At 62.7% G+C, this 24,398-nt stretch carries 31 protein-coding genes; 20 read left to right on the forward strand and 11 right to left on the reverse strand.

The genetic code is table 11. The features are described 5' to 3' along the window. Positions 1 to 4: 4 nt before the first annotated feature. On the forward strand, positions 5 to 898 hold the full coding sequence (locus ROSMUCSMR3_RS11510) for a DMT family transporter (protein ID WP_081508613.1): 894 nt from the start codon (positions 5 to 7) through the stop codon (positions 896 to 898). 12 nt (positions 899 to 910) lie between these two features. Here the strand turns inward: ROSMUCSMR3_RS11510 and ROSMUCSMR3_RS11515 are convergent, their stop codons facing one another. After that, positions 911 to 1,255 (reverse strand): ArsR/SmtB family transcription factor, encoded by a 345-nt coding sequence (locus ROSMUCSMR3_RS11515; protein WP_375554773.1) that lies wholly within the window; start codon positions 1,253 to 1,255, stop codon positions 911 to 913. A 138-nt stretch (positions 1,256 to 1,393) separates the two neighbouring features. On the opposite strand from ROSMUCSMR3_RS11515, the gene ROSMUCSMR3_RS11520 reads away from it, so the two are divergent. The 14 genes from ROSMUCSMR3_RS11520 (at position 1,394) to ROSMUCSMR3_RS21145 (ending at position 10,122) form a co-directional block, all read left to right on the forward strand. After that, complete coding sequence (locus ROSMUCSMR3_RS11520; RefSeq protein WP_008279668.1) at positions 1,394 to 1,807, forward strand: universal stress protein; 414 nt, start codon at positions 1,394 to 1,396, stop codon at positions 1,805 to 1,807. Between the two features lie 199 nt (positions 1,808 to 2,006). Continuing rightward, positions 2,007 to 2,348, forward strand: coding sequence for an AtpZ/AtpI family protein (locus tag ROSMUCSMR3_RS11525; RefSeq protein WP_008279667.1), 342 nt, complete (start codon positions 2,007 to 2,009; stop codon positions 2,346 to 2,348). Then, complete coding sequence (locus tag ROSMUCSMR3_RS11530) at positions 2,338 to 3,120, forward strand: F0F1 ATP synthase subunit A (protein WP_081507403.1); 783 nt, start codon at positions 2,338 to 2,340, stop codon at positions 3,118 to 3,120. The genes ROSMUCSMR3_RS11525 and ROSMUCSMR3_RS11530 overlap by 11 nt, the downstream gene beginning before the upstream one ends. Positions 3,121 to 3,220: 100 nt before the next feature. Further along, entirely contained in the window at positions 3,221 to 3,457 is a 237-nt protein-coding gene (locus ROSMUCSMR3_RS11535; protein WP_008279665.1) for a F0F1 ATP synthase subunit C, read from the forward strand. An 85-nt stretch (positions 3,458 to 3,542) separates the two neighbouring features. Continuing rightward, positions 3,543 to 4,076, forward strand: a complete 534-nt coding sequence (locus tag ROSMUCSMR3_RS11540) for a F0F1 ATP synthase subunit B' (protein WP_008279664.1) — start codon at positions 3,543 to 3,545, stop codon at positions 4,074 to 4,076. 5 nt (positions 4,077 to 4,081) lie between these two features. Continuing rightward, on the forward strand, positions 4,082 to 4,642 hold the full coding sequence (locus ROSMUCSMR3_RS11545) for a F0F1 ATP synthase subunit B (RefSeq protein ID WP_008279663.1): 561 nt from the start codon (positions 4,082 to 4,084) through the stop codon (positions 4,640 to 4,642). 349 nt (positions 4,643 to 4,991) lie between these two features. Further along, complete coding sequence (gene sdhC, locus ROSMUCSMR3_RS11550; RefSeq protein WP_008279661.1) at positions 4,992 to 5,375, forward strand: succinate dehydrogenase, cytochrome b556 subunit; 384 nt, start codon at positions 4,992 to 4,994, stop codon at positions 5,373 to 5,375. 10 nt (positions 5,376 to 5,385) lie between these two features. Continuing rightward, complete coding sequence (gene sdhD, locus ROSMUCSMR3_RS11555) at positions 5,386 to 5,757, forward strand: succinate dehydrogenase, hydrophobic membrane anchor protein (RefSeq protein WP_008279660.1); 372 nt, start codon at positions 5,386 to 5,388, stop codon at positions 5,755 to 5,757. Positions 5,758 to 5,769: 12 nt separating this feature from the next. Further along, positions 5,770 to 7,572 carry a succinate dehydrogenase flavoprotein subunit gene (sdhA, locus tag ROSMUCSMR3_RS11560; RefSeq protein ID WP_081507404.1) on the forward strand — a complete coding sequence of 601 codons (1,803 nt, stop codon included), beginning with the start codon at positions 5,770 to 5,772 and terminating at the stop codon, positions 7,570 to 7,572. Between the two features lie 11 nt (positions 7,573 to 7,583). Continuing rightward, entirely contained in the window at positions 7,584 to 7,997 is a 414-nt protein-coding gene (locus tag ROSMUCSMR3_RS11565) for a hypothetical protein (protein WP_157667294.1), read from the forward strand. Between the two features lie 4 nt (positions 7,998 to 8,001). Further along, positions 8,002 to 8,325 carry a succinate dehydrogenase gene (locus tag ROSMUCSMR3_RS11570; protein WP_081507406.1) on the forward strand — a complete coding sequence of 108 codons (324 nt, stop codon included), beginning with the start codon at positions 8,002 to 8,004 and terminating at the stop codon, positions 8,323 to 8,325. A 14-nt stretch (positions 8,326 to 8,339) separates the two neighbouring features. Beyond that, entirely contained in the window at positions 8,340 to 9,119 is a 780-nt protein-coding gene (locus ROSMUCSMR3_RS11575) for a succinate dehydrogenase iron-sulfur subunit (RefSeq protein ID WP_008279657.1), read from the forward strand. Positions 9,120 to 9,134: 15 nt separating this feature from the next. Next, entirely contained in the window at positions 9,135 to 9,848 is a 714-nt protein-coding gene (locus tag ROSMUCSMR3_RS11580) for a ZIP family metal transporter (RefSeq protein ID WP_081507407.1), read from the forward strand. 103 nt (positions 9,849 to 9,951) lie between these two features. Then, positions 9,952 to 10,122 (forward strand): hypothetical protein, encoded by a 171-nt coding sequence (locus ROSMUCSMR3_RS21145; protein ID WP_157667295.1) that lies wholly within the window; start codon positions 9,952 to 9,954, stop codon positions 10,120 to 10,122. Positions 10,123 to 10,173: 51 nt separating this feature from the next. Here ROSMUCSMR3_RS21145 and ROSMUCSMR3_RS11585 read toward each other — a convergent pair whose 3' ends face one another. From ROSMUCSMR3_RS11585 to ROSMUCSMR3_RS11595, 3 genes are all read right to left on the reverse strand, one after another. Continuing rightward, positions 10,174 to 10,521 (reverse strand): DUF2794 domain-containing protein, encoded by a 348-nt coding sequence (locus tag ROSMUCSMR3_RS11585; RefSeq protein ID WP_008279654.1) that lies wholly within the window; start codon positions 10,519 to 10,521, stop codon positions 10,174 to 10,176. A gap of 53 nt (positions 10,522 to 10,574) precedes the next feature. After that, on the reverse strand, positions 10,575 to 12,221 hold the full coding sequence (locus ROSMUCSMR3_RS11590; RefSeq protein WP_081507408.1) for a Y-family DNA polymerase: 1,647 nt from the start codon (positions 12,219 to 12,221) through the stop codon (positions 10,575 to 10,577). 303 nt (positions 12,222 to 12,524) lie between these two features. Beyond that, the gene (locus ROSMUCSMR3_RS11595; protein ID WP_008279652.1) at positions 12,525 to 12,791 is read right to left on the reverse strand and encodes an I78 family peptidase inhibitor; all 267 of its coding nucleotides are present in this window, start codon (positions 12,789 to 12,791) and stop codon (positions 12,525 to 12,527) included. Positions 12,792 to 12,921: 130 nt separating this feature from the next. Here ROSMUCSMR3_RS11595 and ROSMUCSMR3_RS11600 point away from each other — a divergent pair, with 130 nt between their 5' ends. Continuing rightward, positions 12,922 to 14,034, forward strand: a complete 1,113-nt coding sequence (locus ROSMUCSMR3_RS11600; RefSeq protein ID WP_008279651.1) for an S-(hydroxymethyl)glutathione dehydrogenase/class III alcohol dehydrogenase — start codon at positions 12,922 to 12,924, stop codon at positions 14,032 to 14,034. Positions 14,035 to 14,146: 112 nt separating this feature from the next. Further along, on the forward strand, positions 14,147 to 15,007 hold the full coding sequence (yghU, locus tag ROSMUCSMR3_RS11605) for a glutathione-dependent disulfide-bond oxidoreductase (RefSeq protein ID WP_081507409.1): 861 nt from the start codon (positions 14,147 to 14,149) through the stop codon (positions 15,005 to 15,007). Between the two features lie 60 nt (positions 15,008 to 15,067). Here yghU and trxB read toward each other — a convergent pair whose 3' ends face one another. Continuing rightward, complete coding sequence (gene trxB / locus ROSMUCSMR3_RS11610; RefSeq protein WP_081507410.1) at positions 15,068 to 16,012, reverse strand: thioredoxin-disulfide reductase; 945 nt, start codon at positions 16,010 to 16,012, stop codon at positions 15,068 to 15,070. Positions 16,013 to 16,209: 197 nt separating this feature from the next. Here trxB and ROSMUCSMR3_RS11615 point away from each other — a divergent pair, with 197 nt between their 5' ends. Then, complete coding sequence (locus ROSMUCSMR3_RS11615) at positions 16,210 to 16,710, forward strand: Lrp/AsnC family transcriptional regulator (protein WP_008279648.1); 501 nt, start codon at positions 16,210 to 16,212, stop codon at positions 16,708 to 16,710. A gap of 2 nt (positions 16,711 to 16,712) precedes the next feature. On the opposite strand, the gene ROSMUCSMR3_RS11620 is transcribed toward ROSMUCSMR3_RS11615, so the two are convergent. After that, positions 16,713 to 17,477 carry a Hint domain-containing protein gene (locus ROSMUCSMR3_RS11620; RefSeq protein ID WP_081507411.1) on the reverse strand — a complete coding sequence of 255 codons (765 nt, stop codon included), beginning with the start codon at positions 17,475 to 17,477 and terminating at the stop codon, positions 16,713 to 16,715. A gap of 399 nt (positions 17,478 to 17,876) precedes the next feature. Between ROSMUCSMR3_RS11620 and ROSMUCSMR3_RS11625 the strand changes: the two genes are divergently transcribed. Both ROSMUCSMR3_RS11625 and ROSMUCSMR3_RS11630 read left to right on the forward strand, forming a co-directional pair. Continuing rightward, positions 17,877 to 18,305: a hypothetical protein gene (locus ROSMUCSMR3_RS11625; RefSeq protein WP_237183440.1), complete on the forward strand. Its 429-nt coding sequence runs from the start codon at positions 17,877 to 17,879 to the stop codon at positions 18,303 to 18,305. A gap of 242 nt (positions 18,306 to 18,547) precedes the next feature. Then, positions 18,548 to 19,672, forward strand: coding sequence for an alpha-amylase (locus ROSMUCSMR3_RS11630; protein ID WP_081507412.1), 1,125 nt, complete (start codon positions 18,548 to 18,550; stop codon positions 19,670 to 19,672). A 141-nt stretch (positions 19,673 to 19,813) separates the two neighbouring features. Here the strand turns inward: ROSMUCSMR3_RS11630 and ROSMUCSMR3_RS11635 are convergent, their stop codons facing one another. Genes ROSMUCSMR3_RS11635 through hisD form a run of 5 tightly spaced genes read right to left on the reverse strand, consistent with a single transcriptional unit; the run spans position 19,814 to position 24,393 of the window. Beyond that, positions 19,814 to 20,926 carry an alpha-hydroxy acid oxidase gene (locus tag ROSMUCSMR3_RS11635; protein WP_081507413.1) on the reverse strand — a complete coding sequence of 371 codons (1,113 nt, stop codon included), beginning with the start codon at positions 20,924 to 20,926 and terminating at the stop codon, positions 19,814 to 19,816. An 8-nt stretch (positions 20,927 to 20,934) separates the two neighbouring features. Next, entirely contained in the window at positions 20,935 to 21,339 is a 405-nt protein-coding gene (locus ROSMUCSMR3_RS11640; protein WP_081507414.1) for a universal stress protein, read from the reverse strand. Positions 21,340 to 21,354: 15 nt separating this feature from the next. Continuing rightward, the gene (locus ROSMUCSMR3_RS11645) at positions 21,355 to 22,338 is read right to left on the reverse strand and encodes a zinc-dependent alcohol dehydrogenase (protein ID WP_081507415.1); all 984 of its coding nucleotides are present in this window, start codon (positions 22,336 to 22,338) and stop codon (positions 21,355 to 21,357) included. Beyond that, complete coding sequence (locus ROSMUCSMR3_RS11650; protein WP_081507416.1) at positions 22,335 to 23,093, reverse strand: SDR family NAD(P)-dependent oxidoreductase; 759 nt, start codon at positions 23,091 to 23,093, stop codon at positions 22,335 to 22,337. Before ROSMUCSMR3_RS11650 ends, ROSMUCSMR3_RS11645 begins: the two co-directional genes overlap by 4 nt. Further along, a complete protein-coding gene (gene hisD, locus ROSMUCSMR3_RS11655) occupies positions 23,086 to 24,393 on the reverse strand; it encodes a histidinol dehydrogenase (protein ID WP_081507417.1) in 1,308 nt (435 codons plus the stop codon). The genes ROSMUCSMR3_RS11650 and hisD overlap by 8 nt, the downstream gene beginning before the upstream one ends. Positions 24,394 to 24,398: the final 5 nt, after the last annotated feature.

The raw sequence follows: 24,398 nt of genomic DNA on the forward strand, positions 1-24,398 counted from the left end.
GGGCATGACGCCTGCGCTCAAGGGGCATCTGGCGATGCTCTGTTTCTCTGGGCTGGTGGCGGGATCATTCGCGCTTGGGTCCATGGCGGCGCAGCATATCGCCCCCGCCGCCCTCAATGCGCCGCGTTTCTTGCTGGCCGCCGTGATCCTTGGCACAGGGGCGATGCTGGGCCGAGGCATTCCGCGCACCACATGGTCTGCCCCATGGCGCTACCTCCTGCTGGGTGGCGCGATGGGCCTCTATTTCGTGATGATGTTCGAGGGGCTCAAGACCGCAGCGCCAGTTTCGGCAGCGGCGGTCTTTACGCTTACGCCGATCATGGCGGGCATCGCCGGCTATCTGCTCTTGCGCCAGATCACAACGCCGCGCATGGCGGTTGCCTTGGGTGTCGGGGCGATGGGCGCGCTTTGGGTCATCTTTCGCGCTGATGTCTCTGCGCTCATGGCGTTCGAGGTCGGGCGCGGCGAGGCGATCTATTTCTTCGGCTGCGCGGCCCATGCCATCTATACGCCGCTGGTGCGCCGCCTCAATCGCGGCGAGCGTCCGGTGGTGTTTTCCTTTGGAACGATGCTTGGGGCGGCGCTCTTGGTGACAGCCGCAGGTTGGGGCGACCTGCGCGCGACCGATTGGTCAAGCTTGCCCGCCATCGTCTGGATCACCATTGTCTACACGGCGGTCTTTGCCACGGCGATAACCTTTGTCTGCCTGCAATACGCCAGCCTCAACCTGCCCAGTGCCAAGGTGATGGCCTATACCTATCTCACCCCCACTTGGGTCACGCTCTGGCAGACGGCGTTGGGGCATCCCTTGCCACAGCCGGTGGTGCTCATGGGGGTGGGGCTGACGGTGGTTGCGCTGGTGCTGTTGCTAAAGGATGAAAGTGCCGCGATCACCTAGCGGCCTCACATCTCAGCCCTCATCCGGCAGTTCCGCCTTGAGAAACCGCTCGAACGCATCAAGATTGACCGCCTCGAACTGCCCAAAGCTCTGCATCCAGATCGAGGCATCGCGCAGCGCGTCCGGTTCCAGCTTGCACCATGTCACGCGGCCCCGGCGTTCCTGAGTGATCAGCCCGGCGCGGCCCAGAATGCCCAGATGCTTGGAAATCGCGGCAAGGCTCATCTCGAATGGCTCCGCCACATCCGTGACCGCCATGTCATCCTCCAGCAGCATCGACAGGATCGCGCGCCGGGTGGGGTCGGCGAGGGCGGCAAAGACCATATCAAGGGCGAGCGCATTCTGCATGCCCTTCATAAGCCCAAGCGCGCGCCCCGCGTCAACGGCTGATCCATGCCGGGTGGGCTGAAACCGCCCTTGATCTGTGACAAGGTCGGGCGGCGCACCAGCCATTAGGCTGGGCGGACGCAAAACGGAAACACGAAAGGAAAGACGATGTTCTCGACAATCCTGGTTCCGGTCGATCTGCTCCACAAGGACACATTGGCCAAAGCGCTCGACGTGGCGGGGGATCTCGCCAAGCGGCATGGGGCGCGTATCATCGTGGCGGGCGTGGGCGGTGAACTGCCCAATGAGCTTGGCCATAACGCTGCCGAATTCACGCAGACCCTCCACAGCTTTGCCGAAAACCTGCGCAACAAATACGCCGTCACGGTCGAGGCCGAGCCGATCATCAGCCATGACCCCGAGGTCGAAACAACCTCGGCGCTGATGCAGGCAATCGAGCGAAGCGGTGCCGATCTGGTGGTCGTGGCCAGCCATGTGCCCGGCTTTCTCGAGCATATCTTTGCCTCGCATGGGGGCTATATCGCGCAACACGCCAAGGTCTCGGTCTTTGTCGTGCGCTGAAACTCAACCAAACGGTTGAATATACCAAACCGCCCCAGATCGCCTTTGGGGCGGTTGCGACGGAATGACCGCCCTGCATCTTCTTGGTAAAAATACTCAATAAAACAACACTTTAACCTAGCGCCACGCAGGGGTCTCTGGCGCTTGACTCAGGCGTGCTCAGGACGTAGCACATGCGCAACATCCTGAGGGGGCTCCCGTGACCGATCCCGAGCAGCGCGCGCAACTGGCAGAGCTGGAAGCGAAGATAGCGAGGCTCAAGGCCAAGGACGCACCACGGCCCCATCAGGAAGAGCATTATTCTCAGGCCCAGATGGCTTGGCGAATGGTGATCGAGCTGGTGGCCGGTCTTTTGATCGGTTTCGGCATGGGATACGGGCTTGATGTTCTCTTGGGGACGATGCCGGTATTCCTTGTCATCTTCACGTTGCTGGGGGTGGCCGCGGGCGTCAAAACGATGATGCGCAGCGCCGCCGAAATCCAGCAAGGCATGGACAAGCCCGCGCAAGGCGGGGATGAGAGGGCAAAGAATGGCGACTGAAGCGCACGGTGCCGGGGAACCCGGTCTGGTTTTCCACCCGATGGATCAGTTCATGGTCAAGCCGCTCTTTGGCGAGGGTGCCGTGGGCGTGTTCACACTGACCAACGTCACGTTGTGGATGGCGCTCACAGTGCTCGCGATCATTGCGCTCATGGTCATGGGCACATCGCGCCGGGCAACGATCCCAAGCCGCACGCAATCCGTGGTCGAGCTGCTCTATGATTTCATCCGCAAGATGGTCGAGGATGTGGCGGGCAAGGATGCGCTGGTGTTCTTCCCCTATATCATGACGCTGTTTCTCTTCATCCTCTTCGCCAACTTCTTGGGCCTCTTGCCGATGGCCTTTACCACCACCAGCCATATCGCGGTGACGGCAGTGATGGCGATGATGGTGTTCCTGACCGTGACCGTTGTCGGTTTTGTGAAACATGGTGCGGGTTTTCTGGGGCTCTTCTGGGTCAGTTCCGCGCCGCTCGCGCTGCGCCCGGTGCTGGCGCTGATCGAGGTGATTTCCTACTTCGTGCGCCCCGTCAGCCACTCCATCCGTCTTGCCGGTAACATGATGGCCGGTCACGCCGTGGTCAAAGTGTTCGCCGCCTTCGCGCCGATGATCCTGATCTCGACCGGGATCGGCATCGTGGTGACGCCGCTCTCGATCCTTGCCATCTCGACCATCTATGCGCTCGAGGTGCTGGTGGCCTTCATTCAGGCCTATGTCTTTACCATCCTGACCTGTGTGTATCTCAAGGATGCTCTGCACCCGAGCCACTAACAGGATGCGGTGGGTTTCCCCCACCTTCCGAAACGACGGCGGGTTCGCCCGCCCCACGACCAACCGATCAATGCCAATTCCAACGTAAGGAGACATCACTATGGAAGGCGATATCGTTCAAATGGGTGCATATATCGGCGCTGGCCTGGCCTGCATGGGCATGGGCGGGGCTGCGATGGGTGTGGGCAATGTTGCCGGCAACTTCCTCGCTGGCGCGCTGCGCAACCCTTCGGCCGCTGCTGGCCAGACCGCGACGCTGTTCATCGGCATCGCCTTCGCAGAAGCGCTGGGGATTTTCTCGTTCCTCGTCGCCCTTCTGCTGATGTTCGCTGTCTAAGTCTCTCGGGTAGCTGATCCTTACGGCTGGGGGGTGGCGCAACGCCGCCCCTCGGTGACACGGAACTTTCCCCTAGGAGGACGACATGGCAAGCGAAACGCATGACGCCGCTGGTCAAGCCGCATCCACGCCGGGCTTGCCCCAGCTGGATTTTACGACCTTTGGCAACCAGATTTTCTGGCTCCTCGTCACGCTGGTCGTGATTTACTTTGTCCTGTCGCGCATTGCGCTGCCGCGCATTGCGGCCGTGCTGGCAGAGCGTCAGGGGGCCATTACCAACGACCTCGCCGCTGCCGAAGATCTCAAGGTCAAGGCTGTCGAGGCCGAACAAGCCTATCTCAAGGCGCTGGCCGATGCCCGCACCGAGGCGCAGACCATCGTGGGTCAGGCCAAGGCCGAGATCAAGGCAGAGCTGGACGCCGCAACCGCCAAGGCGGATGCCGAGATTGCCGCGCGCGCGGCAGAAGGCGAAAAGAAGATTGCCGATATCCGGGCCACTGCGATGGACAGCGTCAAAGAAGTGGCCGTTGCAGCCGCTGCCGAGATCGTTGCCGTCATGGGTGGCAAGGCCGACGAGAAAACCGTCGGGGCCGCTGTTGCCGACCGGATGAAAGGATAATCGCCATGCAAAAGATGCTTTTGACCATGGTTGCCGCCGTCTTCGCCAGCCCCGCGCTGGCGGCTTCGGGTCCGTTCTTTTCGCTCTCCAACACGAATTTCGTGGTCCTGCTCGCCTTCCTGCTCTTTGTTGGCTTCCTGATTTACGTCAAGGTGCCGACACTCTTGGGCAAAAAACTCGACGAGCGTGCCGCCAATATCAAGGGCGAACTCGACGAGGCGCGCGCCCTGCGCGAAGAGGCACAGACCCTGCTGGCCAGCTACGAGCGCAAGCAAAAAGACGTGCAGGCACAAGCCGACCGGATCGTGGCGCAAGCCAAGGAAGAGGCGAACGCCGCCGCCGAAGAGGCTAAGGAAGAGATCAAGGCTTCGATTGCCCGCCGCATGCAGGCCGCCGAAGAACAGATCGCCAGCGCCGAGGCACGGGCCATCCGCGACGTACGCGATCAGGCTGTTGTCGTGGCGGTTGCCGCCGCACGTGACGTGATCGCCAAGCAGATGACCGCCGCTGATGGAAATGCATTGATCGACGCGGCCATCGCGGATGTAGAAGCCAAGCTGCACTAAACAGCGCCATGGCACAGAATAGGCCCGGGTCGTAAGCGCCCCGGGCTTTTTCTTGTCTGCTTGACTTTTGTGATCACAAAAACATGCGCTGTCCGGGCGAGTCCTAAGAGAGTTTCCCGCACCAGCCCAGAGACTCAGGGAAACCATCAGGGAAAACCTGATTCCCATTGGCCTAATTTGTGATCACACGATTATTTACGTGATCACAAAAGCAATATTTTTGCGGCCAATTGCCTCAAAACAGGGGTTTTGGCGCGCGGGACAGGTGACAGCGCCGAGAAAAAGTATAACAAGAAACCCAGCAAAAGACGGCTGTCGCGCCGCCCGCCATCTGCAAAGGAGTTGCTCCATGGCTGAAACCAAACCGGTTGAACGCCCGCTTTCGCCCCACCTGCAAATTTATCGCCCACAACTGACCTCGATCACCTCGATCCTGACACGGATCACCGGCAATGCCCTGATCGTGGCGGCGCTTCTGATCGTGTGGTGGCTTTTGGCGGCCTCTACCTCTGACGCCTATTTTGCCATGGCCGATGCGGTGCTGACCTCTTGGTTTGGCGATCTGGTTCTGTCCCTCTCGGCTTGGGCGGTGTGGTATCACTACCTCGCGGGGCTGCGGCATCTCTATTTTGACGCGGGCAAGGGAATGGACATTCCCACCGCCGAGAAACTCGGTTGGGGCTGCATCATCGGCTCGGTCGTGCTGACCGTCATCACCCTGCTTCTGGTCTGAGGAGAGCATCATGCGTTATCTGACCGCACGCAAACGCGCCGAGGGCAAAGGGGCCGCTGGCACCGGGACCGAACATTTTTGGTATATGAAACTTTCGGGTGTTGGCCTTGCCCTGATCATCCCGGTGTTTCTGGTGGCCTTTGGCCGCGCCCTTGGCGGTGACCGCGCCGAGGTGCTGGCCGCCTTTTCGCATCCGGCCATGGCCATTCTCACCGGCCTCGTGATTTTCTTTGGCCTGCGCCACTACGCAAGCGGCGCGCAGACCATGATCGAGGATTACAGCCACGGCAGCACGCGCCGGGGCCTGATTATTGCCGTGACCGTTCTAAGTTACGGGCTGATCGCCACCGGGCTTTTCGCCCTTGCCAAGATCGCGCTGTGAGGACCTGAACAAATGGCTGCTTATGAATACGAGACGCATGATTATGACGTCGTGGTTGTCGGCGCGGGCGGCGCGGGCCTGCGGGCGACACTCGGCATGGCCGAACAGGGCCTCCGTACGGCCTGCGTGACCAAGGTTTTCCCGACCCGCTCGCACACGGTTGCGGCACAGGGCGGCATTGCCGCATCGCTTGGCAATATGGGCCCCGATAGCTGGCAGTGGCATATGTATGACACGGTCAAGGGTTCGGATTGGCTGGGCGATACCGACGCAATGGAATATCTCGCGCGCGAGGCCCCCAAAGCGGTCTATGAGCTGGAACATTACGGCGTGCCGTTCTCGCGCACCGAAGAGGGCAAGATCTATCAGCGCCCCTTTGGCGGCCACACCACCGAATTTGGCGAAGGCCCGCCGGTGCAGCGCACATGTGCCGCCGCTGACCGCACCGGCCATGCCATCCTTCACACGCTCTATGGTCAAAGCCTCAAGCAAAAGGCCGAGTTCTACATCGAATATTTCGCCATTGATCTGGTGATGACCGATGGGGCCTGCACCGGCGTCGTTTGCTGGAAACTCGACGATGGCACCATCCACGTCTTCAACGCCAAGATGGTCGTACTGGCCACCGGCGGCTATGGCCGCGCCTATTTTTCGGCGACCTCTGCCCATACCTGCACCGGCGACGGTGGCGGCATGGTGGCGCGCGCCGGTCTGCCGCTGCAAGACATGGAATTCGTGCAATTCCACCCCACCGGCATTTTCGGCGCCGGGTGCCTGATTACCGAGGGTGCGCGTGGCGAGGGCGGATACCTCACCAATTCCGAGGGCGAGCGTTTCATGGAACGCTACGCGCCCAATTACAAGGATCTCGCGCCACGCGACTATGTCAGTCGCTGCATGACGATGGAAATCCGCGAAGGGCGCGGCGTGGGCGCGGATGGCGATCACATCCACCTCAACCTCAGCCACCTGCCGCCTGAGGCGCTGCATCTGCGCCTGCCCGGTATTTCCGAGTCTGCCCGCATCTTTGCCGGCGTTGACGTGACCAAGGAACCGATCCCGGTTTTGCCCACCGTGCATTACAACATGGGCGGCGTGCCGACGAATTATTGGGGCGAGGTGGTCAATCCCACTCAGGACAATCCCCATGCCGTCGTCCCCGGCCTCATGGCCGTGGGCGAGGCGGGCTGCGCCTCTGTGCATGGCGCGAACCGGCTTGGCTCCAACTCGCTCATTGACCTTGTGGTCTTTGGCCGCGCTGCTGCCATTCGCGCAGGCAAGGTGGTGGATCGCGACTCGGCGGTGCCCGCCACCAACAAGGCCGAGGTGGACAAGGCGCTCAGCCGCTTTGACGGGCTGCGCCATGCCACCGGCGCTGTGCCCACCGCCGAATTGCGGCTCGAAATGCAGCGCACGATGCAGGCCGATGCCGCCGTGTTCCGCACCTCGAAAACGCTGGCCGAAGGCGTGGACAAGATGAAGGCCGTCGCCGCCAAGATGGACGACATCAAGGTCACGGACCGTAGCCTTGTGTGGAACAGCGACCTGATGGAAACGCTGGAGCTGACCAATCTCATGCCCAATGCGCTCGCCACGATCTTTGGGGCCGAGGCCCGGCAAGAAAGCCGCGGCGCGCATGCGCATGAAGATTTCAGCACCCGCGACGACGAGAAATGGCGCGTTCACACGATAGCGCGGGTCGACGGCAATTCCGTCGATCTCAGCTATCGCCCGATCGTCACCGATCCTCTGACAACCGAGGATCAGGGCGGCATCAGCCTCAAAAAGATCGCGCCAAAGGAACGGACGTTCTAAGGGAGAGAAGCATGTCACAGCTTTCATCGTCGTTAAGCAAAGGGGTTTTCGCCGTGCTGATGGTGGCGTTTATTTCGACGCCCGCGTTTGCCAATCCGGGTCCACGCATACCGGTGCAGGAACAGCGCAAGGCGATCCTTGATTGTCGCTACGAAATGGGCATTCGCGGACCTGCTCGTTTTGGCGCGACATGGTCGGAACTGCCGCCCGGTGGCAGCACCGTGAGCTGGATCGTCCCCGGAACAAACCTAAGCCCGGCGCAGGCGGACAGGATCAACGAATGTGCCGATCAAAGGCTGGGGCGGGCACCGACCCCGCGCTTCGCGACCCAGACGCAGAGACAGAGCGTTCGCGTGCGCGGGTCCTGCCCGTCACATGCCCCCGTGCTGTTTGGCGGGTCAACCTATTGTCTCAGGGGTAACTGACCTGATGACCCGACCTGTATTGGCTTTCACCGCAATAATGGCCCTCAGCGCCTGCGAGGCGACCAATCAGGTCGCCGACACCCTCGCGCGCGAGCGGGCCAAGGGCGTGGTCAACACAGTCGTCGCACAGCGCTTTCCGGGCCTCAACGCTGCCCCGATCACCGATTGCGTGATTGATGCCGCCTCTGCCGGAGAGATCATTCAGATCGCAAGCGCCAGCGTGTCAGGCGTAACACCTGAAACCACGCAGCAAGTGATCGCAATCGCACAGCGCCCCGAGGCCGTGCAATGTATTGCCCAAAATAGCCTGACCCTCTTGGGCGGCTGACAAGGAGTAGCAAGATGGTTCAACTCACACTCCCCAAGAATTCGCGCATGACCACGGGCAAGACATGGCCCAAGCCCGAGGGTGCCAAGACCGTGCGCAAGTTCCAGATTTACCGCTGGAACCCGGACGATGGCAAAAACCCGCGGGTGGACACCTATTTCGTGGATATGGACACCTGCGGCCCGATGGTTCTGGATGCGCTGATCAAGATCAAGAACGAGATTGATCCCACGCTCACCTTCCGCCGCTCTTGCCGCGAGGGGATTTGCGGCTCTTGCGCGATGAATATCGACGGGATCAACACGCTGGCCTGCATCTACGGTATGGATGAAATCAAGGGCGATGTGAAAATCTACCCGCTGCCGCATATGCCGGTGGTCAAGGATCTGATCCCCGACCTTACGCATTTCTACGCGCAGCACGCCAGCATCATGCCGTGGCTGGAAACCAAAACCAACCGCCCCGCAAAAGAGTGGCGGCAGAGCATCGAGGACCGCGAGAAACTCGATGGGCTTTATGAATGCGTGATGTGCGCGTCCTGCTCTACCTCTTGCCCATCCTATTGGTGGAATGGCGACAAATACCTTGGACCGGCCGCACTTTTGCATGCCTATCGCTGGATCATCGACAGCCGGGACGAGGCAACAGGCGAGCGGCTTGATGATCTCGAAGACCCGTTCAAGCTTTATCGCTGCCATACCATCATGAACTGCACGAAAACCTGCCCCAAGGGCCTCAACCCCGCCAAGGCCATCGCTGAGATCAAAAAGATGATGGTCGAGCGGCACGTCTGATCGGACACAGGGACAATGGCAAGCGAGGGCTTATGGTTTGCGCTGCTCTTGGCCCTGATCGCGGGCGCGGCCATGCCCCTTGGGGCGGCGCTCGCGCTCTCCGCAACCTTTAGGCGGCTGCCTGCGCCTGCGACCCATGGCATCGTTGCCTTTGGCGGTGGCGCGCTTTTGGCGGCGATTGCGCTGGTGCTGGTGCCTCATGCGCGCGATACGCTTTCCGCGCCCGTGGCGCTTGCTGCCTTTGCTGGCGGCGGGATCGCCTTTTTTGCCATCGACCGCTTTCTTGAATCGCACGGCGGGCGCGGCGCGCAGCTTATGGCGATGCTGCTCGATTTTCTGCCCGAGGCCATGGCCATCGGGGCCATGCTGACCGCGCAGGCCGAACGCGCACTCTTGCTGGCCGGCCTCATTTTCCTGCAAAATCTGCCCGAGGGCTTTGCCGCCTTTCGCGACATCATGCGTGGTGGTGCGGTCCGGGGGCATCGGATCGTCTTGCTCTTTGCCGGGCTTGCCCTGCTTGGGCCGGTCTGCGCAGCCATCGGCTTTTCTTTTCTCTCCGAGATGCCGCAGGTTCTGGGGGTTATCATGATGTTTGCGGCGGGCGGCATTCTCTACCTGATTTTTCAGGATATCGCCCCCGCCGCCCGTGCGCGCCACAGTTGGTTGCCGCCTTTGGGGGCGGTCTTTGGCTTCACGCTGGGTTTGGCCGGGGATATGCTGATCGGCTAAAATCCGTGCCTTGCATCAGACGCATGGCAAGACTGCGCGCTTGGTGGTTTATGCCGCAGCGCAGAAGATTATGTAAGTGCCATGGAAATATGGAGATAAACCCATGGCTTACCCGGTCAAAACCCCTGTCGCCCCGGCTGTGAAATCGGCCCCAATCACCCCAGATTGGGTCGCCGTCTATTACACGCCCGAGGCCCCCGCAAACCTGCCGCAAGCGCCCCAAACCCCCGGTCTGGACGCACTCGAACAGATGTATGCCTATTACGAGGCTTGAACGCCCCGGCACAAATTGGGGCAGGGCCTTATGCCTTGCCCCGGCCTTGCCTCACTCTACCGCCCGGATCAGTTTGCGCTCTAGCACCCGCAGCACGGTCTTCAGGTCATGCCCGCGCTTGAGCACCTGACCATCCATGCCAATCACCGCATATTGCCCTTGCTTGCCCTGCAATTTTGGCCGCTTTTCAATCCGGTAGAGCGGATGTTCCGCCGTGCGCCGAAAGATCGAAAACACCGCCACCTCGCGCAGACAGGAAATACCGTAGTCGCGCCACTCTCCCGCCGCGACCATGCGCCCATAGAGCGACAGGATCACGCCCAGTTCAGTGCGTTGGAACGCCACCTGAGTGGTTGAGGGATGCGCGCCCGCAATCGGGCCGAGGCTTTGCAAACTCATACCTCCAGAGTTGCGCCAATCCTGCGCCAAATCAAGCGCTTTCCTGACCGGCCTCAGGCAAACCGCCCCTGACAGAACCACCCGCCCGAGATTTGCCCGCCATGGGCACGAAACAGCCACAGCCGCTCGCCGCGCGTCGTCACCACCTGCCAGTAGTCGCGCACCCCGCTGCGCCACGCCGGGTCCTCCAGCCACCATTCCGGCGCAATCCGCTCTGGTCCGCTGGCCCCGGCCACCTCATGCACCCGCCCGCGCCAGCGAAACGGCAGCGTGATATCCCCCGTCTCGGGCCGCGTTATAGCTTCGGGCGACCAGATCAGCAACGGGCGGCGCGCCTCGGGTGTGGGCCAAGGCGCGGTGGCAGGCTCTGACCAGGCGGCGGCAAGGGTCAGCGCCGATTTCTCGGGAATATGGCTCTCGGCGGGATGGCGGCGGGTGATCGCCTCCAGCCCGATACGCCCGCCCAGCCGCGTGATCAGATCAGCCAGCGCTGCCTCTTGCGCACCGGGCCCCCGCCCACGGCCCAAACCGCTTTCGCCCTGCCGGGTTTCCATTCGCGCGGTCACAATCGTCTCTAGCCGCAGCATGTCGATCCCAAACCCGGCGTCGATCCTGTCAAGCTGCATCTCCAGAAGTGGGCGCATCGCCTCTGGCTGGTCCACCGCGCGTGCCAGCCGCACCTCGACCGCTTGCAGCCCACCATCGGCGCGGTAAGCCTCCAGCCGCAGATGCCGCGCGCCCTGTCCCTTGCCCTGCAACAGAAGGCAGAGCCGCTCGGTCAATCGGCACACTGCGGCCTCCAGATCACCGCGCAATCCGATCGGGTCCGGCAGGCTCAGCCGGGTGGCAAAGCGCGGGGCCGGGGCCGAGGGCGACATCGGCTCTGGTACATGGCCCAAGGCCTGATCCAGCCGCAACATCACCTCGGGGCCAAAGCGGCGGGCAAGGCTGGCGCGTGGTTGCGCCGCCAAGTCCCCGATCCGCCGCAGCCCCAGCCGCGCCAGATCCGCCACCACCACAGGGGGCAGCCGCAGCGCCGCGACTGGCAAAGGTGCCAGCCTGTCGGGCAGATGCCCCGGCGGGGCAATCTCATCCGCCTCAGCGCCCACCGGCACCACAGGGGCCGCGCCGCCGCGCTCCCAATGCCGCCGCTTGGCGGCACGCGACCGGGTGGCGCGGGCCTCTTGGTCGATGGCATCGCCCGAACGCTGCGCCGCCACCCCTTGCCCGGCATAGCGCGCCAATGCCCATGCGCCCCCCACCGTATCCGCCAGCCCACAGCGCAGGCTGAGGCCCAGATCCCCGGCTTCGGCGCGCAGCGTGGCGATCAGCCCCGCTTCGCCGCCAAAGAGATGCGCACAGCCCGTGACATCCAAGAGCAGGCCCGCCGTGCCCTCGATCCCCACCAAGGGCGAGAACCGCCCGGCCCAACGCCCCAATGCGGCCAGAAATGCCGCCTCCGCCGCACGGTTGCGGGGGCGGGTGATCAGGTCCGGGCAGAGCGCCTGCGCGGTGCGCAGCGGCTGCCCCGGTTTCAGCCCCAGCGCCTCGGCGCGCAGTGACACAGAGGTCAGCACCTGATCCTGCGCCTCGGCACTGACCACCGCAAAAAGCCGCGTGTCCGGGTCCGTCACCCGCCGCAACAGGCGCTCGGCCCCAAGCCGGGGAAACCAGATCGACAGGATGCGGCGGGTGGGCATGGCGGGTTTCGTTCTCTATTTGTTCCATATCAAATAGAGCGGGGGATAGGCGGAGTCGAGTCAGCAGCCGCGCGGATTGCTGGGCCGGGGACTAGCGAAGCAGCGGCACCGTCTGGCACTTTATGCACGCAAAGTTCGTGTGATCCCACAGCATAGCGCTCCCTCTCCAAATCGCTAGGCCGCGGGACGGCCCAGCGATCCGCGCGGCGGCGCGTGCCGCGCCTTGTTCCGCGCGGGGGATATCCGAAACCGCCGCACCGCGCTGTTCAAAGCTGTCACATCGAATTTCGACGTGGTGCCCCCTCACCCACAGGCGATCCGCGTGATCACCCCGTCCGCGTCATGCTCGACATTCAGCCGATCGGGGCGGTAATCCATCGTTACCATCGCCCCCGGTGGCAGAATGCGCACCGCAGCGCGCCCGCTGAAATCCTGCGCCGCAACCGGCGTGCCGATCAGCGCCTGCATCTGCGCCGCACCGCAGGCATCGCCCTCAGGCGCCTTGTCCTGTGGGCCAACACACCCCGCCAATGCCCCGATCATCAGGGCTGTGCTAAGGATTTTCTTCATGGTTTCGCCTCTCTTGCCGGAAATTGCCGCAAAAAGTGCCGCAGTCCGGGGTCTGCGTGACGCTCTCGATATTGAATCACCGCGCCGCATGACGCAAGACTGCGGCAAATTGCAAAGGAAAGGATAACACATGCGCACACGTGCTGCGGTTGCGGTTGAGGCAGGCCGCCCGATGGAGATCATGGAGGTGAACCTTGAGGGTCCGAAGGCGGGCGAGGTTCTGGTGGAGATCAAGGCGACGGGCCTGTGCCACACCGATGATTTCACCCTGTCGGGGGCCGATCCCGAGGGGGCGTTTCCGGCCATTCTGGGGCATGAGGGCGCGGGCGTCGTGCTCGAGGTGGGCCCCGGTGTGACCAGCCTGCAACCGGGCGATCACGTCATTCCGCTTTACACGCCCGAATGCCGCGAATGCGAATACTGCCTCAACCCGAAAACCAACCTGTGCCAGAAAATCCGCTCGACCCAAGGCCAGGGTGTGATGCCCGACGGCACCAGCCGGTTCTCGATGCTGGATGGCACGCCAATCCTGCATTACATGGGCTGCTCGACCTTTGCCAATCACACGGTCCTGCCCGAGATTGCGCTCGCGAAGGTGCGCAAGGATGCCCCCTTTGACAAGATTTGCTACATCGGCTGCGGCGTCACCACGGGCGTCGGCGCGGTGATCAACACCGCCAAGGTCGAGATCGGCAGCCGGGCGATTGTGTTCGGTCTGGGCGGCATCGGCCTCAACGTGCTGCAGGGGCTGCGGCTGGCGGGGGCGGATCAGATCGTCGGCGTCGATATCAACCCGGGCCGGATCGAGATGGCGACGCGCTTTGGCATGACCGATTTCGTCAACCCCAAAGAGGTTTCGGGCGATCTGGTGGCGCATCTTGTGGCGCTGACCGGCGGGGGGGCGGATTACACATTCGATGCCACCGGCAATGTGGGCGTGATGCGCACGGCGCTCGAGGCGGCGCATAAGGGCTGGGGCGAGAGCATCATCATCGGCGTGGCCCCGGCGGGCGCGGAAATCAGCACGCGGCCGTTCCAATTGGTCACGGGGCGCAGCTGGCGCGGCACGGCCTTTGGCGGCGCGCGCGGGCGCACGGATGTGCCCAAGATTGTCGATTGGTACATGCAGGGCAAGATCGAGATCGACCCGATGATCACCCACACCATGCCGCTCGAGGATATCAACAAAGGGTTCGAGCTCATGCACGCCGGCGAAAGCATCCGCAGCGTGGTGATTTACTAAGTGCTATCCCAAGACCCCATGCAACGCCGCACAGCCCCCTGTGCGGCGTTTTGCATTGCGGGCGGCACGCCAGCGATTAGATTTGCCGCCAAACCCGATGGAGGATCACAAGATGAGCGACACGACCTATACCCCGCCCGATGTCTGGACATGGGAGGCCCCCTCTGGCGGGCAATTCGCCTCGATCAACCGCCCCATCTCGGGCGCGACCCATGACAAGGAACTCCCCAAGGGCGCGCATCCCTTTCAACTCTATTCACTGGCCACGCCCAATGGGGTCAAGGTCACGGTGATGTTCGAAGAGTTGCTCGCCGCAGGCCATGACGCCGAGTATGACGCCTGGCTCATCAATATCAGCGAGGGTGATCAATTCGGCTCGGGCTTTGTCGCGGTCAATCCCAATTCCAAGATCCCGGCGCTGCTGGACCACACCGGCGACACGCCCCTGCGCGTGTTCGAAAGCGCCTCGATCCTGATGCATCTGGCCGAGAAATTTGGCGCCTTCTTGCCCAAGAGTGGCCCTGCGCGCACCGAAACCCTGAATTGGCTTTTCTGGCAGATGGGCAGCGCGCCCTATCTGGGGGGCGGCTTTGGCCATTTCTACGCCTATGCGCCCGAGAAATGGCAATATCCGATCGACCGTTTCGCGATGGAGGTGAAGCGGCAACTTGACGTGCTCGACCGTCAATTGGCCAAGCGGTCCTTTATTGCAGGCGACGAGTATACCATTGCCGATATGGCGATCTGGCCGTGGTATGGCCAGCTTTGCCTTGGGCGGCTTTATAATGCGGCGACGTTTCTGGATGTTGCCAGCTATAAACACGTCATGGCCTGGGCGGAAAAGATTGACGCGCGCCCCGCGGTGAAGCGGGGCCGCATGGTCAACCGCAGCTTTGGCGAGCCGAAGGAGCAACTGCGCGAGCGCCACGCGGCCACGGATTTCGACACGCGGACCCAAGACAAGATCGGCTAACTCGGATGGTGCCACGGCCCTGCATGGGCGGGGTCGTGGCGCATTTCTTCTGAACTGGCCTCAGCCCTCGTGTTCCGCCAGCCAGCGCTCGGCATCAAGTGCTGCCATACAGCCCATGCCCGCCGATGTGACCGCCTGACGATAGACATGGTCGGTCAGATCGCCTGCGGCAAAGACGCCGGGAACAGATGTGCGGGTGCTGCCCGGCACAACCTTGACATACCCGCCATTGTGCAGCTCCAGCCGGTCCTTGACCAATTCGCTGGCAGGGGCGTGACCGATGGCGATGAACACGCCCTTGCACGGGATTTCCATGATAGCACCGGTTTCGACATGACGCACTCGCACGCCCTCGACACCTTTGGGATTGTCGCTGCCAAAGACCTCGTCCAGCGTGTGAAACCACAGGGTTTCGATCTTGGGGTTCTTCATCAGCCGGTCTTGCAGGATCTTTTCGGCGCGCAGGGTGTCGCGGCGGTGAATAAGCGTGACCTTTGAGGCGAAATTGGTCAGGAACAGCGCCTCTTCCACCGCCGTATTGCCCCCGCCGATCACCACGATTTCCTGACCGCGATAGAAAAACCCGTCGCAGGTGGCACAGGCCGATACGCCAAACCCCTTGAACGCCTCTTCCGACGGCAGGCCCAGCCATTTGGCCCGCGCCCCGGTGGCGAGGATCACCGCATCGGCGGTATAGGTTGTGCCGCTGTCGCCCTTTGCCACAAACGGACGGACATCCAGATCAAGCGAAGAGATGATATCGCCCACGATGTCACAGCCCATCGCCTTGGCATGCGCCTCCATCCGAACCATCAGGTCTGGCCCCTGAACTTCGGTATCGCCGGGCCAGTTCTCGACCTCGGTCGTGGTGGTCAACTGGCCGCCCGGCTCGATCCCTTGCACCAGAATGGGCGAGAGCATGGCACGGCTGGCATAGACGCCTGCGGTATAGCCAGCAGGGCCAGAACCGATGATCAGGCATTTGGTGTGACGGGTGTCGGGCATGGGGGCTCTCTCATGTGATCTGCGGATTTGGCGCATGATATAGCCCTCTGGCGCGGGGCATGTAACCCCTTGCAGGGCGGATATGCACAGGGCGCTGGGGGGTCTATTCGGGAAATGATCTTGCGCAATAGCGAAACATAATTGCGCATGTGACCCATGATGCTATAACAATTGCGAAATTCAATAAGGAGTCCCCCATGGCCGCGTCCCGTCTTGATCCCATAGATCGCAAGATTCTGGCGGAGTTGCAGGCCGATGGCCGGATGACCAACGTGGAACTGGCCAAGCGCGTGGGTATTTCGGCCCCGCCTTGCCTGCGCCGGGTCCGCACGCTCGAAGAGCAGGGCTATATTCGCGGCTATCACGCCGATGTGGACCCCCGCGAACTCGGGTTTGAGGTGCAGGTGTTCGCCATGGTCGGGCTGCAAAGTCAGGCCGAGGCAGATCTGAGCGCCTTTGAGGCGCGCTGCCGCGCATGGCCCTTGGTGCGTGAATGCCACATGCTCAACGGCGAGGTGGATTTCATCCTCAAATGCGTGGCCCCCGATCTCAGCACCTTTCAGCGCTTTTTGACCGAGGAACTGACAGCCGCCGACAATGTCGCCAGCGTCAAGACATCGCTGGTCATTCGCGGGGCCAAGGACGAACCCGGCGTGCCGTTCGAGATCCTTGAGGCGCGGCTCAGCCAGTCAGCCTGAGGTCAGGAAACGCTCAGCGTATCAGGCGCATCAAGCGGCAGACGCAGATGGGCCAGAGGGCCAAATTGATGCGGCTCTTGAATCTGCGGAAAAAGGGATAGGAAGAGCGACAGCATGCTCGGCCCCACGTCACGCTCGAACCCGGCACCGGGGTGAAAGCTCTCGACCTCAAGCCCATTGGCCGTAATCAGCGCATGTCGCCGCAGCCAGAGGTGATAGAATGTCACCGCACGCGGCGGTGTGACACCAAAGGCGTGTAGCCCATCCGCCAGCACATGCGCCGGGCTCAACACGTGATCCGATCCAATGCTTGCGCGCATGTTGCGTGGGCGCGTCAGAATGCGCGCGCCGGGACCGGCCAGCAAATCGGCCATTGGCCGCGCAATGCCAAAGGCATCGGCCATGATGCGCGTCAGCTTCACCGAACGGCTGGCAAGATCCTCGGGGCGCAGGGTCATGCGACCAATCCAGAGCACCGGCAGTGGGCCATGCGCCGAGGTCTGCAAGAGATCACCGGGCAGCAGGTCTTCGATTGCAATCGGCCCGCGCGTGGTGGTGATCAGCGTGCCGCGCGCGAAGGCAGAATGTGCTGCATCAAACAGCGGCAGGGCCGGGGCCATATGCTCGCGTTCCTCAATGCCACCATCGGCCTTTAGCCAGAGGTTGGTATAATGCCGCATCGGCAGGCGAGGTGTTTCAGGATTCGCAAGAATGCGGCGCACAGGCGTCGCATAGGCGGCATTTGCCGTCAGGCGGGGGATACTCATTGCTGTGTCACCTCGAATTCAAGGATGTCACAACCGCGTCGGCCCCCACCGACAACGACAGATGGACAAATCTGTTTGTATAGTGGGGTCAATATGCGGGCGTTGCGGGCTTTAAGTCAAACTTTCAGGGTAATTGTTCGCAGCCCGTGACAAGTGGCGGCAATCCGGCGCGATTGTCCCTGCTTCGCTCAATCGGCTTGCCACAATTCAAAGCCATATTCGCGAATCACCTAACCCCTGCCTGTCCTGCTTGACGCAGTGATCATTCGGGATGTATTCTGAATTTGGAATGTTTAAACCCCTCTTGGGATTGCGGATCGCCCAGACCCGAAACGCATCAGATAACGTGGCGCAGGCCCTGAGCTTGTGGGATTGATGATCATGATTTTTGGACGCTGGATGCGCAGACGAAAGAGGGTTGGCTTTGCGCCGGCGCTGCTCGTCTTGTTGCTCAGCGTTCGGGTCGCCACAGCCGCCGCCGTCGATTGCCAACACGAATTGGCCGATGCCGCGCAGGCCCATCACCACGCCCAAGACCTCCTCAAGATCGAGGCCATCGCGCTTGGCGGTGCGCTGTGTCTGGTCGAAGAGAATCCCGGCGCGCTTGTTGCACCCCCCGCCGAGGCCAAGCATGACAGCCCGCATCTGAATACACCCTGTCCCTTCTTCAAGTCGCCGGTGGTGCTGACGGATGTGATCATCGCGCTCATTGCGCGAGAGCATAGCTTTTCGCGGGTTGTGCGCGTTTACGATGACATGCGCGCAGCAGTGGGCGATCTGCCCATCGCCTATAGCCCGCGCGCGCCGCCCGTGGTTGCCTTGGGATAGCTGGTATAGGTGCCACCCGGCACGCTCCTGCGCTTGCCGTTGCGTGGCAAGCGGTCGCTCGAGCGGGCCAGATGGCGGGCTAAGCACATTGCATCGCGCCCGCGTGACCCATGCCAGCCCCCTTTGGCCCAAACTGACATCGGAATGAAACCCTGATTTTCAATTGATCGCCGTCGCGACTGTTGCGGGCTCTTTTGCGCCCGGTCCGACGTGCATCCCCAAGAACAAGAGACTCTAAGACCATGACACAGACTTCTCTGACGGCCGGTGCTCTTTGCGCCGCGCTTGCCCTATGGCTGACTGCGCCTGCTATGGCGCATGACGGCACCACAGCCCCCAAGGACGGGCTGCGCGTCAGCGTGACCGATCTGCCGCCGTTGCGCGCCGATGGCCATGCCCCCATTGGTGTGATGGGCGAACACCGCCACAAGACCGGCGAAGTGATGCTGTCCTACCGCTTCATGCATATGGACATGGAGGGCTATCGCAGCGGCACCAACCGGCTTAGCCCCGAACAGGTGGCCATGACGCCCAATACGTTTTTCGGTCTGCCGGGCCAGCCGCCCAACATCCGCGTCGCGCCCACCAGCATGACCATGGATATGCATATGTTTGGCGCGATGTATGCGCCGAATGATCGACTGACTCTGATGGCCATGCTGCCCTATATCACCAAGCAGATGAACCACATCACTTTTGCAGGCCCCGCCGGCACCACCCGTCTGGGCACATTCAAGAGCCAATCCGAAGGTTGGGGCGATCTCAAGGTCTCCGCGCTCTACGGGCTTGGGACTTGGGGCAATCACAAGCTGCACCTGAATTTCGGTGCCAGCCTGCCCACTGGCTCTACCACGGAGCAGGCAACAGTCCTCACCCCAACAGGGGCGTTCGCGACAATGCGCATGCCCTACGGGATGCAGTTGGGTTCTGGCACCTTCGATCTCTTGCCCGGCATCACCTATAGCGCGCGGTCGGGCAATACCGGCTGGGGCGCGCAACTGACTGGTGTGATCCGCACCGGCAAGAACAACGGCTACCATCTGGGCAACGAGATGGCGATGACCACATGGGCCAGCTATCAGCCCAAGCCGTGGATCAGCCTGTCGGGCCGCATCGAGGCCAAAAGCGTGGGCGACATCAGCGGGCGCGATTCGCGCATGGTCGGCCCGTCGCCCACTCTCAATCCCGATAACTACGGCGGCGAAACGGTAACGCTCTATGCGGGCGTCAACCTTGTGGCGCAAAAGGGCGCGCTGCGCGGGCATCGTCTGGCGCTCGAGGTCGGCGCGCCGGTCTATCAGGATCTGAACGGGCTTCAGCTTGAGACGGATTGGACCACGACACTGGGCTGGCAATACGCTTTCTAAGCTGTGTTGCCTGTCATCGAAACGACACCCGCCCCGGGCTTGACCCGGGACCTCGCCGATCCTGCGTAGAGGCCCCTAGTCAGGCCCGGGGCGATGTGACCCCGATCAGACGCTCCAGCTCCAAGTAACGCGGTGCGCGGTTCAGGCCGCGCGCCGCACACACTCTTGCAGGCCTGACATGCTCTTGCGCCCCAGTTGCGCCAGCGTCAGGCTCACCTCTTCGGTCATCACCTCCCAGAGCCGGTGCAGCCCCCGCTCGCCTCCCGCCGCCATGGCAAAAAGCAGGGGCCGCCCGAGAAAGGCAAAATTCGCCCCCATGGCATGTGCCTTGACGATATCCTCGCCCGACCGCAGCCCGGAATCGAAAAACAGCGGAAATTCCGGCCCAAGCGCCGCGCGCATCTCTGCCAGCATCAAAATAGGCTCCGGTGCGCCATCCAACTGCCGCCCGCCATGGCTGGAAACCTGTATCGCATCCACCCCAGCCGCACACAGCCGCACGGAATCCTCCACGTCCAGCACGCCCTTGATCACCAGCTTGCCGGGCCAGGCCGCGCGCAGCCGGTCAAGATAGGACCAATCCGCCGCCGCCCGGCTGGCGGTGCGGTCAAAACCACCCTGCCGGAAATTTGCCATCTCTGGCTTGCCATGCAGCAGCGTGCCCAGCGACCAGCGCGGATGCAGCGCGAAATCAACGAATTGCCGTGGTCCGATCTTGAACGGCATCTTGAAGCCGTGGCGCAATTCGCGCGGGCGTCGCCCCACCTCAGGCACATCCAGCGTGACGACAAGGGTTTGATAGCCCGCCGCCCGCGCCCGCTCGACCAGCGCCATGGTGCCGCTGCCATCACCACTGAAATAGAGCTGAAACCACGCATGCCCCTCGGCCACCTCGATCATCTGCTCCAGCGGGGTCGAGGCGACGGTTGAAACGCCCAAAGGCACGCGATCCCGCGCCGCCAGCCGCGCCAGCATGAGATCGGCCCCCGGCGTGCTCAGGTTGCACATCCCCATTGGCGTGATGCCAAAGGGCACGCGCGCCGCGTGCCCGAACACATTCAGCGACAAATCCCGCTTGGCCACATTGCACAGAACACGCGGCTTCAGCCGCAAATCCCGCAGCGCCGCACGATTGAGCGCCTCACCATGTTCTTCCCCCGCAGCGCCGTCGATATAATCGAACACCATCCACGGCAGACGTCGCCGCGCCAAACGGCGCGCATCCTCGGCGGAATGAATGGCATCGGCCCCCATCGCCTTACCTAGCGCAGCACATGCACGGCGCAGGGCGCATGCCGCACCACCCGCGCCGCCGTCGAGCCCAAGAGAAAGTCGCTCAGCCCCGGTTTGTGCGACCCGACGATGATGCAATCCGCACCCTGCTTTTCGGCATAATCTGTAATCGCCCGTCCCGAATGACCGCGCAGCATCACAGGCGTCACGTCGGGCGCCCCCGCCACCCGCTCGGCCAATTGCGCCTGCGCGCGCTTATAGGCACCTTCGACCACCTCTTCATCCAGATAGGCCCGCACCGAGCCTTGGACCGGCTCATAGGCGTGCAGGGCGATGATCTCGCCCCCGTCAGCACGCAGCGCGCGGGCAACCTCCAACGCGCTTTCGCTGATCCCGTGTTCCAGCGACAGGCCGACAATGATTTTGCGATACATGACGCTCACTCCTCTTCATGGGACAAGGATGATCTTGGGGCTGGTCACGCGCCCACCACGAATATCGGCAAAGGCGCGCGCGCCATCGCTCAGCGCACGCTCCTCCACCCAGTCGAGCGCGCCCAGACGCCCGTCGAACATCGCCTGCGCACAATCGCGGAAATCCTGCGCGGTATAGGTATAGGTGCCGATAAAGGTGATCTCTTGCAGCGTCATGCGCCGGATATCGAGGCCGCCGGTGGATTGCCCCAAACCGATATGCGCGATCACCCCACCGGGCCGCGCATGGGCAGAGGCCTGCGCGCGCGTGGCCTCATAGCCCACGCCATCGACCACGATGTCGAACTGTTCGGACGGGTCCAGCGCATCGGGCGCAATCGCCTTTTGGTCGCATCGCAGGTCCAGAAACGCCCGCCGTGCGGCATGCGGCTCAACCATCGTGACATCCGCAATGCCCTGCGCCGTAAGGCTCAGCGCGGCACCCAGACCAATCGCACCACCGCCCAGCACCAACGCGCGCTGCGCACCCTCACCCAAAACTGCACGGCCCAGCCGCACGCCATGCCAGCCGCAGGCAATCGGTTCGGCCAGCGCCGCTTGATGCGTGGTCATATGCTCGGGCACCGCCACAAGATTGCGCTCTGGCATCGCCAAAAGCCCGGCAAACGCCCCCTCGCGCGGTGGCATGGAAATGATCTGGCGTGTGCTGCACAGGTTATCGCGCCCCGACCGGCAGGCAGGGCAGGTGCCGCATGTCACCAGCGGATTGACTGTCACGCGCGCGCCCGTCATGGCCCCGCTCAGCACCACACCCGCCGCCTCATGCCCCAGCACCAGCGGCGCGGGGCGGCGGTCATCATGGCCCAGATAGGCGTGCATATCTGATCCGCAAATGCCCACGCTCTCAACCCGGATCAGCGCCTCACCCTCCTGCGGCACCGGGTCCGCCATCTCGCGATAGTCGAGCGCCTCTGGCCCGGTATAGACTAAAGCCTTCATTTTGCGGTGAATCCTCCGTCCAGCATCAGGATTTGGCCGGTGACATAATTCGATGCATCCGAGCACAGGAACAGCAGCGGCCCATCCATATCCTCCGGCTCGCCATTGCGCCCGATGCAGGTCTGCGCCGCATTGCGCGCGGCGCGCTCTGGGTCATTGAACACCGGCGCTGTCAGCTCTGTGCGCACAAAGCCGGGGGCCAGCGCGTTGACGTTGATGCCCCCCGGCGACCATGCCTCGGCCATAGCGCGGGTCATCTGCGCCACGCCGCCCTTGCTGGCCCCATAGGCGATGCCCCCCGGAAAGGCGCGGAAAGATTGCAGCGACGCGAAATTGACAATCCTTCCCCAGCCGCGCGCGCGCATCGCGGGCACAAGGTGCTGGCTCAGGAAAAACGGCGCGGTGAGGTTAAGCGCCAATGTCACATCCCAGCCTTCGGGCGTCACGTCATCTGCCACCTGCCGCGTGTTGATGCCCGCCGCGTGGATCACAATGTCGGGCGCGCCAAACGGCTCTGATGCGCGCCGCGCCAGATCGGCCAGACCGTCGCGATCCGCCAGATCATGCGCGATCACGGCCCCATTTGCGCCCACCTCTGCCTGCCATCCCGCCAGCGCATCGGCACGGCGGGCCACACCCACCACGCGCGCGCCGCGCATCGCCAGCACCGTCGCCGCGCGCCGCCCAAGGCCAGCACTCGCCCCGGTCACCAGCGCCACGCGCCCCGCGATGTCAAATAGCCCCCGTTCAGCCATTGGCGGTCAGGTCAAAGGTTTCATCGGGGAAATACTTGCGCAGGCGAATATCGGCGGTGCGGGCATGCCCCTCCATCCCTTCCAGCCGCGAAATGCGCGCGGTGGCCTCGGCCACGGGCTTAGCCCCCTCGCGGGTGGCGCGCTGCCAAGTGACAATCTTCATGTATTTATGCACGCTCAGACCGCCGGTATAGCTGGCCGCGCCAGAGGTAGGCAGCACGTGATTGGTGCCCGATGCCTTGTCGCCAAAGGCGACCGTGGTTTCTTCGCCAAGGAACAAAGACCCATAACAGGTCAACCGCCCCAGCCACCAATCCAGATCCTCGGCCTGCACCGTCAGATGCTCGGGCGCGTAATCGTCCGAGGTGGCCGCCATTTCCTCGCGATCCGCGCAGAGGATCACCTCGGCATAGTCACGCCACGCGGCGGCGGCATTATCGCGATTGACCTCGGGCAGATCGGCGATCAGGTCCGGCACAAGGCGCATGACCTCTTCCGCCAGCGGGCGATGATCCGTCACCAGCCAGACGGGCGAGTTATAGCCATGCTCCGCTTGCCCGACCAGATCGGTCGCCACCACCATTGCATCAGCCGTCGCATCCGCCAGAACAAGGCTGTCGGTCGGCCCAGCGATCATGTCGATGCCAACGCGGCCAAAAAGGATGCGCTTGGCCTCGGCCACGAACTGATTGCCGGGGCCGACAAGGATGTTCGCCTTAGGAAGCCCAAAGAGGCCGAATGTCATCGCCGCAACACCCTGCACGCCGCCCATGGCCATGATCACATCCGCGCCGCAGACATGCGCCGCATAGATAATGGCCGGGGCCACGCCCACACCGGGACGGGGTGGGGAACAGGCCACGATATGCTGGCACCCTGCCACCTTGGCGGTGGTCACGGTCATGATCGCGCTCGCGATATGGCTATAGCGCCCGCCCGGCACGTAACAGCCTGCCGCATGGACCGGAATGCTCTTTTGCCCGGCAATCAGCCCCGGCACCACTTCGATCTCGATGTCACGCAAGGTTTCGCGCTGGGCCTCTGCAAAGCGGCGCACATTGGCATGGGCAAACTCGATATCCCGCTTGAGCTTGTCCGGCACGAGCGCTGTCGCAGCGGCAATCTCTTCCGGTGTCAGGATGATATTGCCCTCATAGCGGTCAAATTTGGCGGCATAGTCCATCGCGACCTTGTCACCGCCCGCTTCGATATCGGCCAGAATCCCTTGCACGGTCTCATGCACGTCACTGGCGTGCGAGGTTGAGGTCAGGGTTGCTTTCTTCAGGTATTCACGGGTCATGGTAG

The organism is Roseovarius mucosus, from assembly GCF_002080415.1.
GTDB classification, from domain to species: domain Bacteria; phylum Pseudomonadota; class Alphaproteobacteria; order Rhodobacterales; family Rhodobacteraceae; genus Roseovarius; species Roseovarius mucosus_A.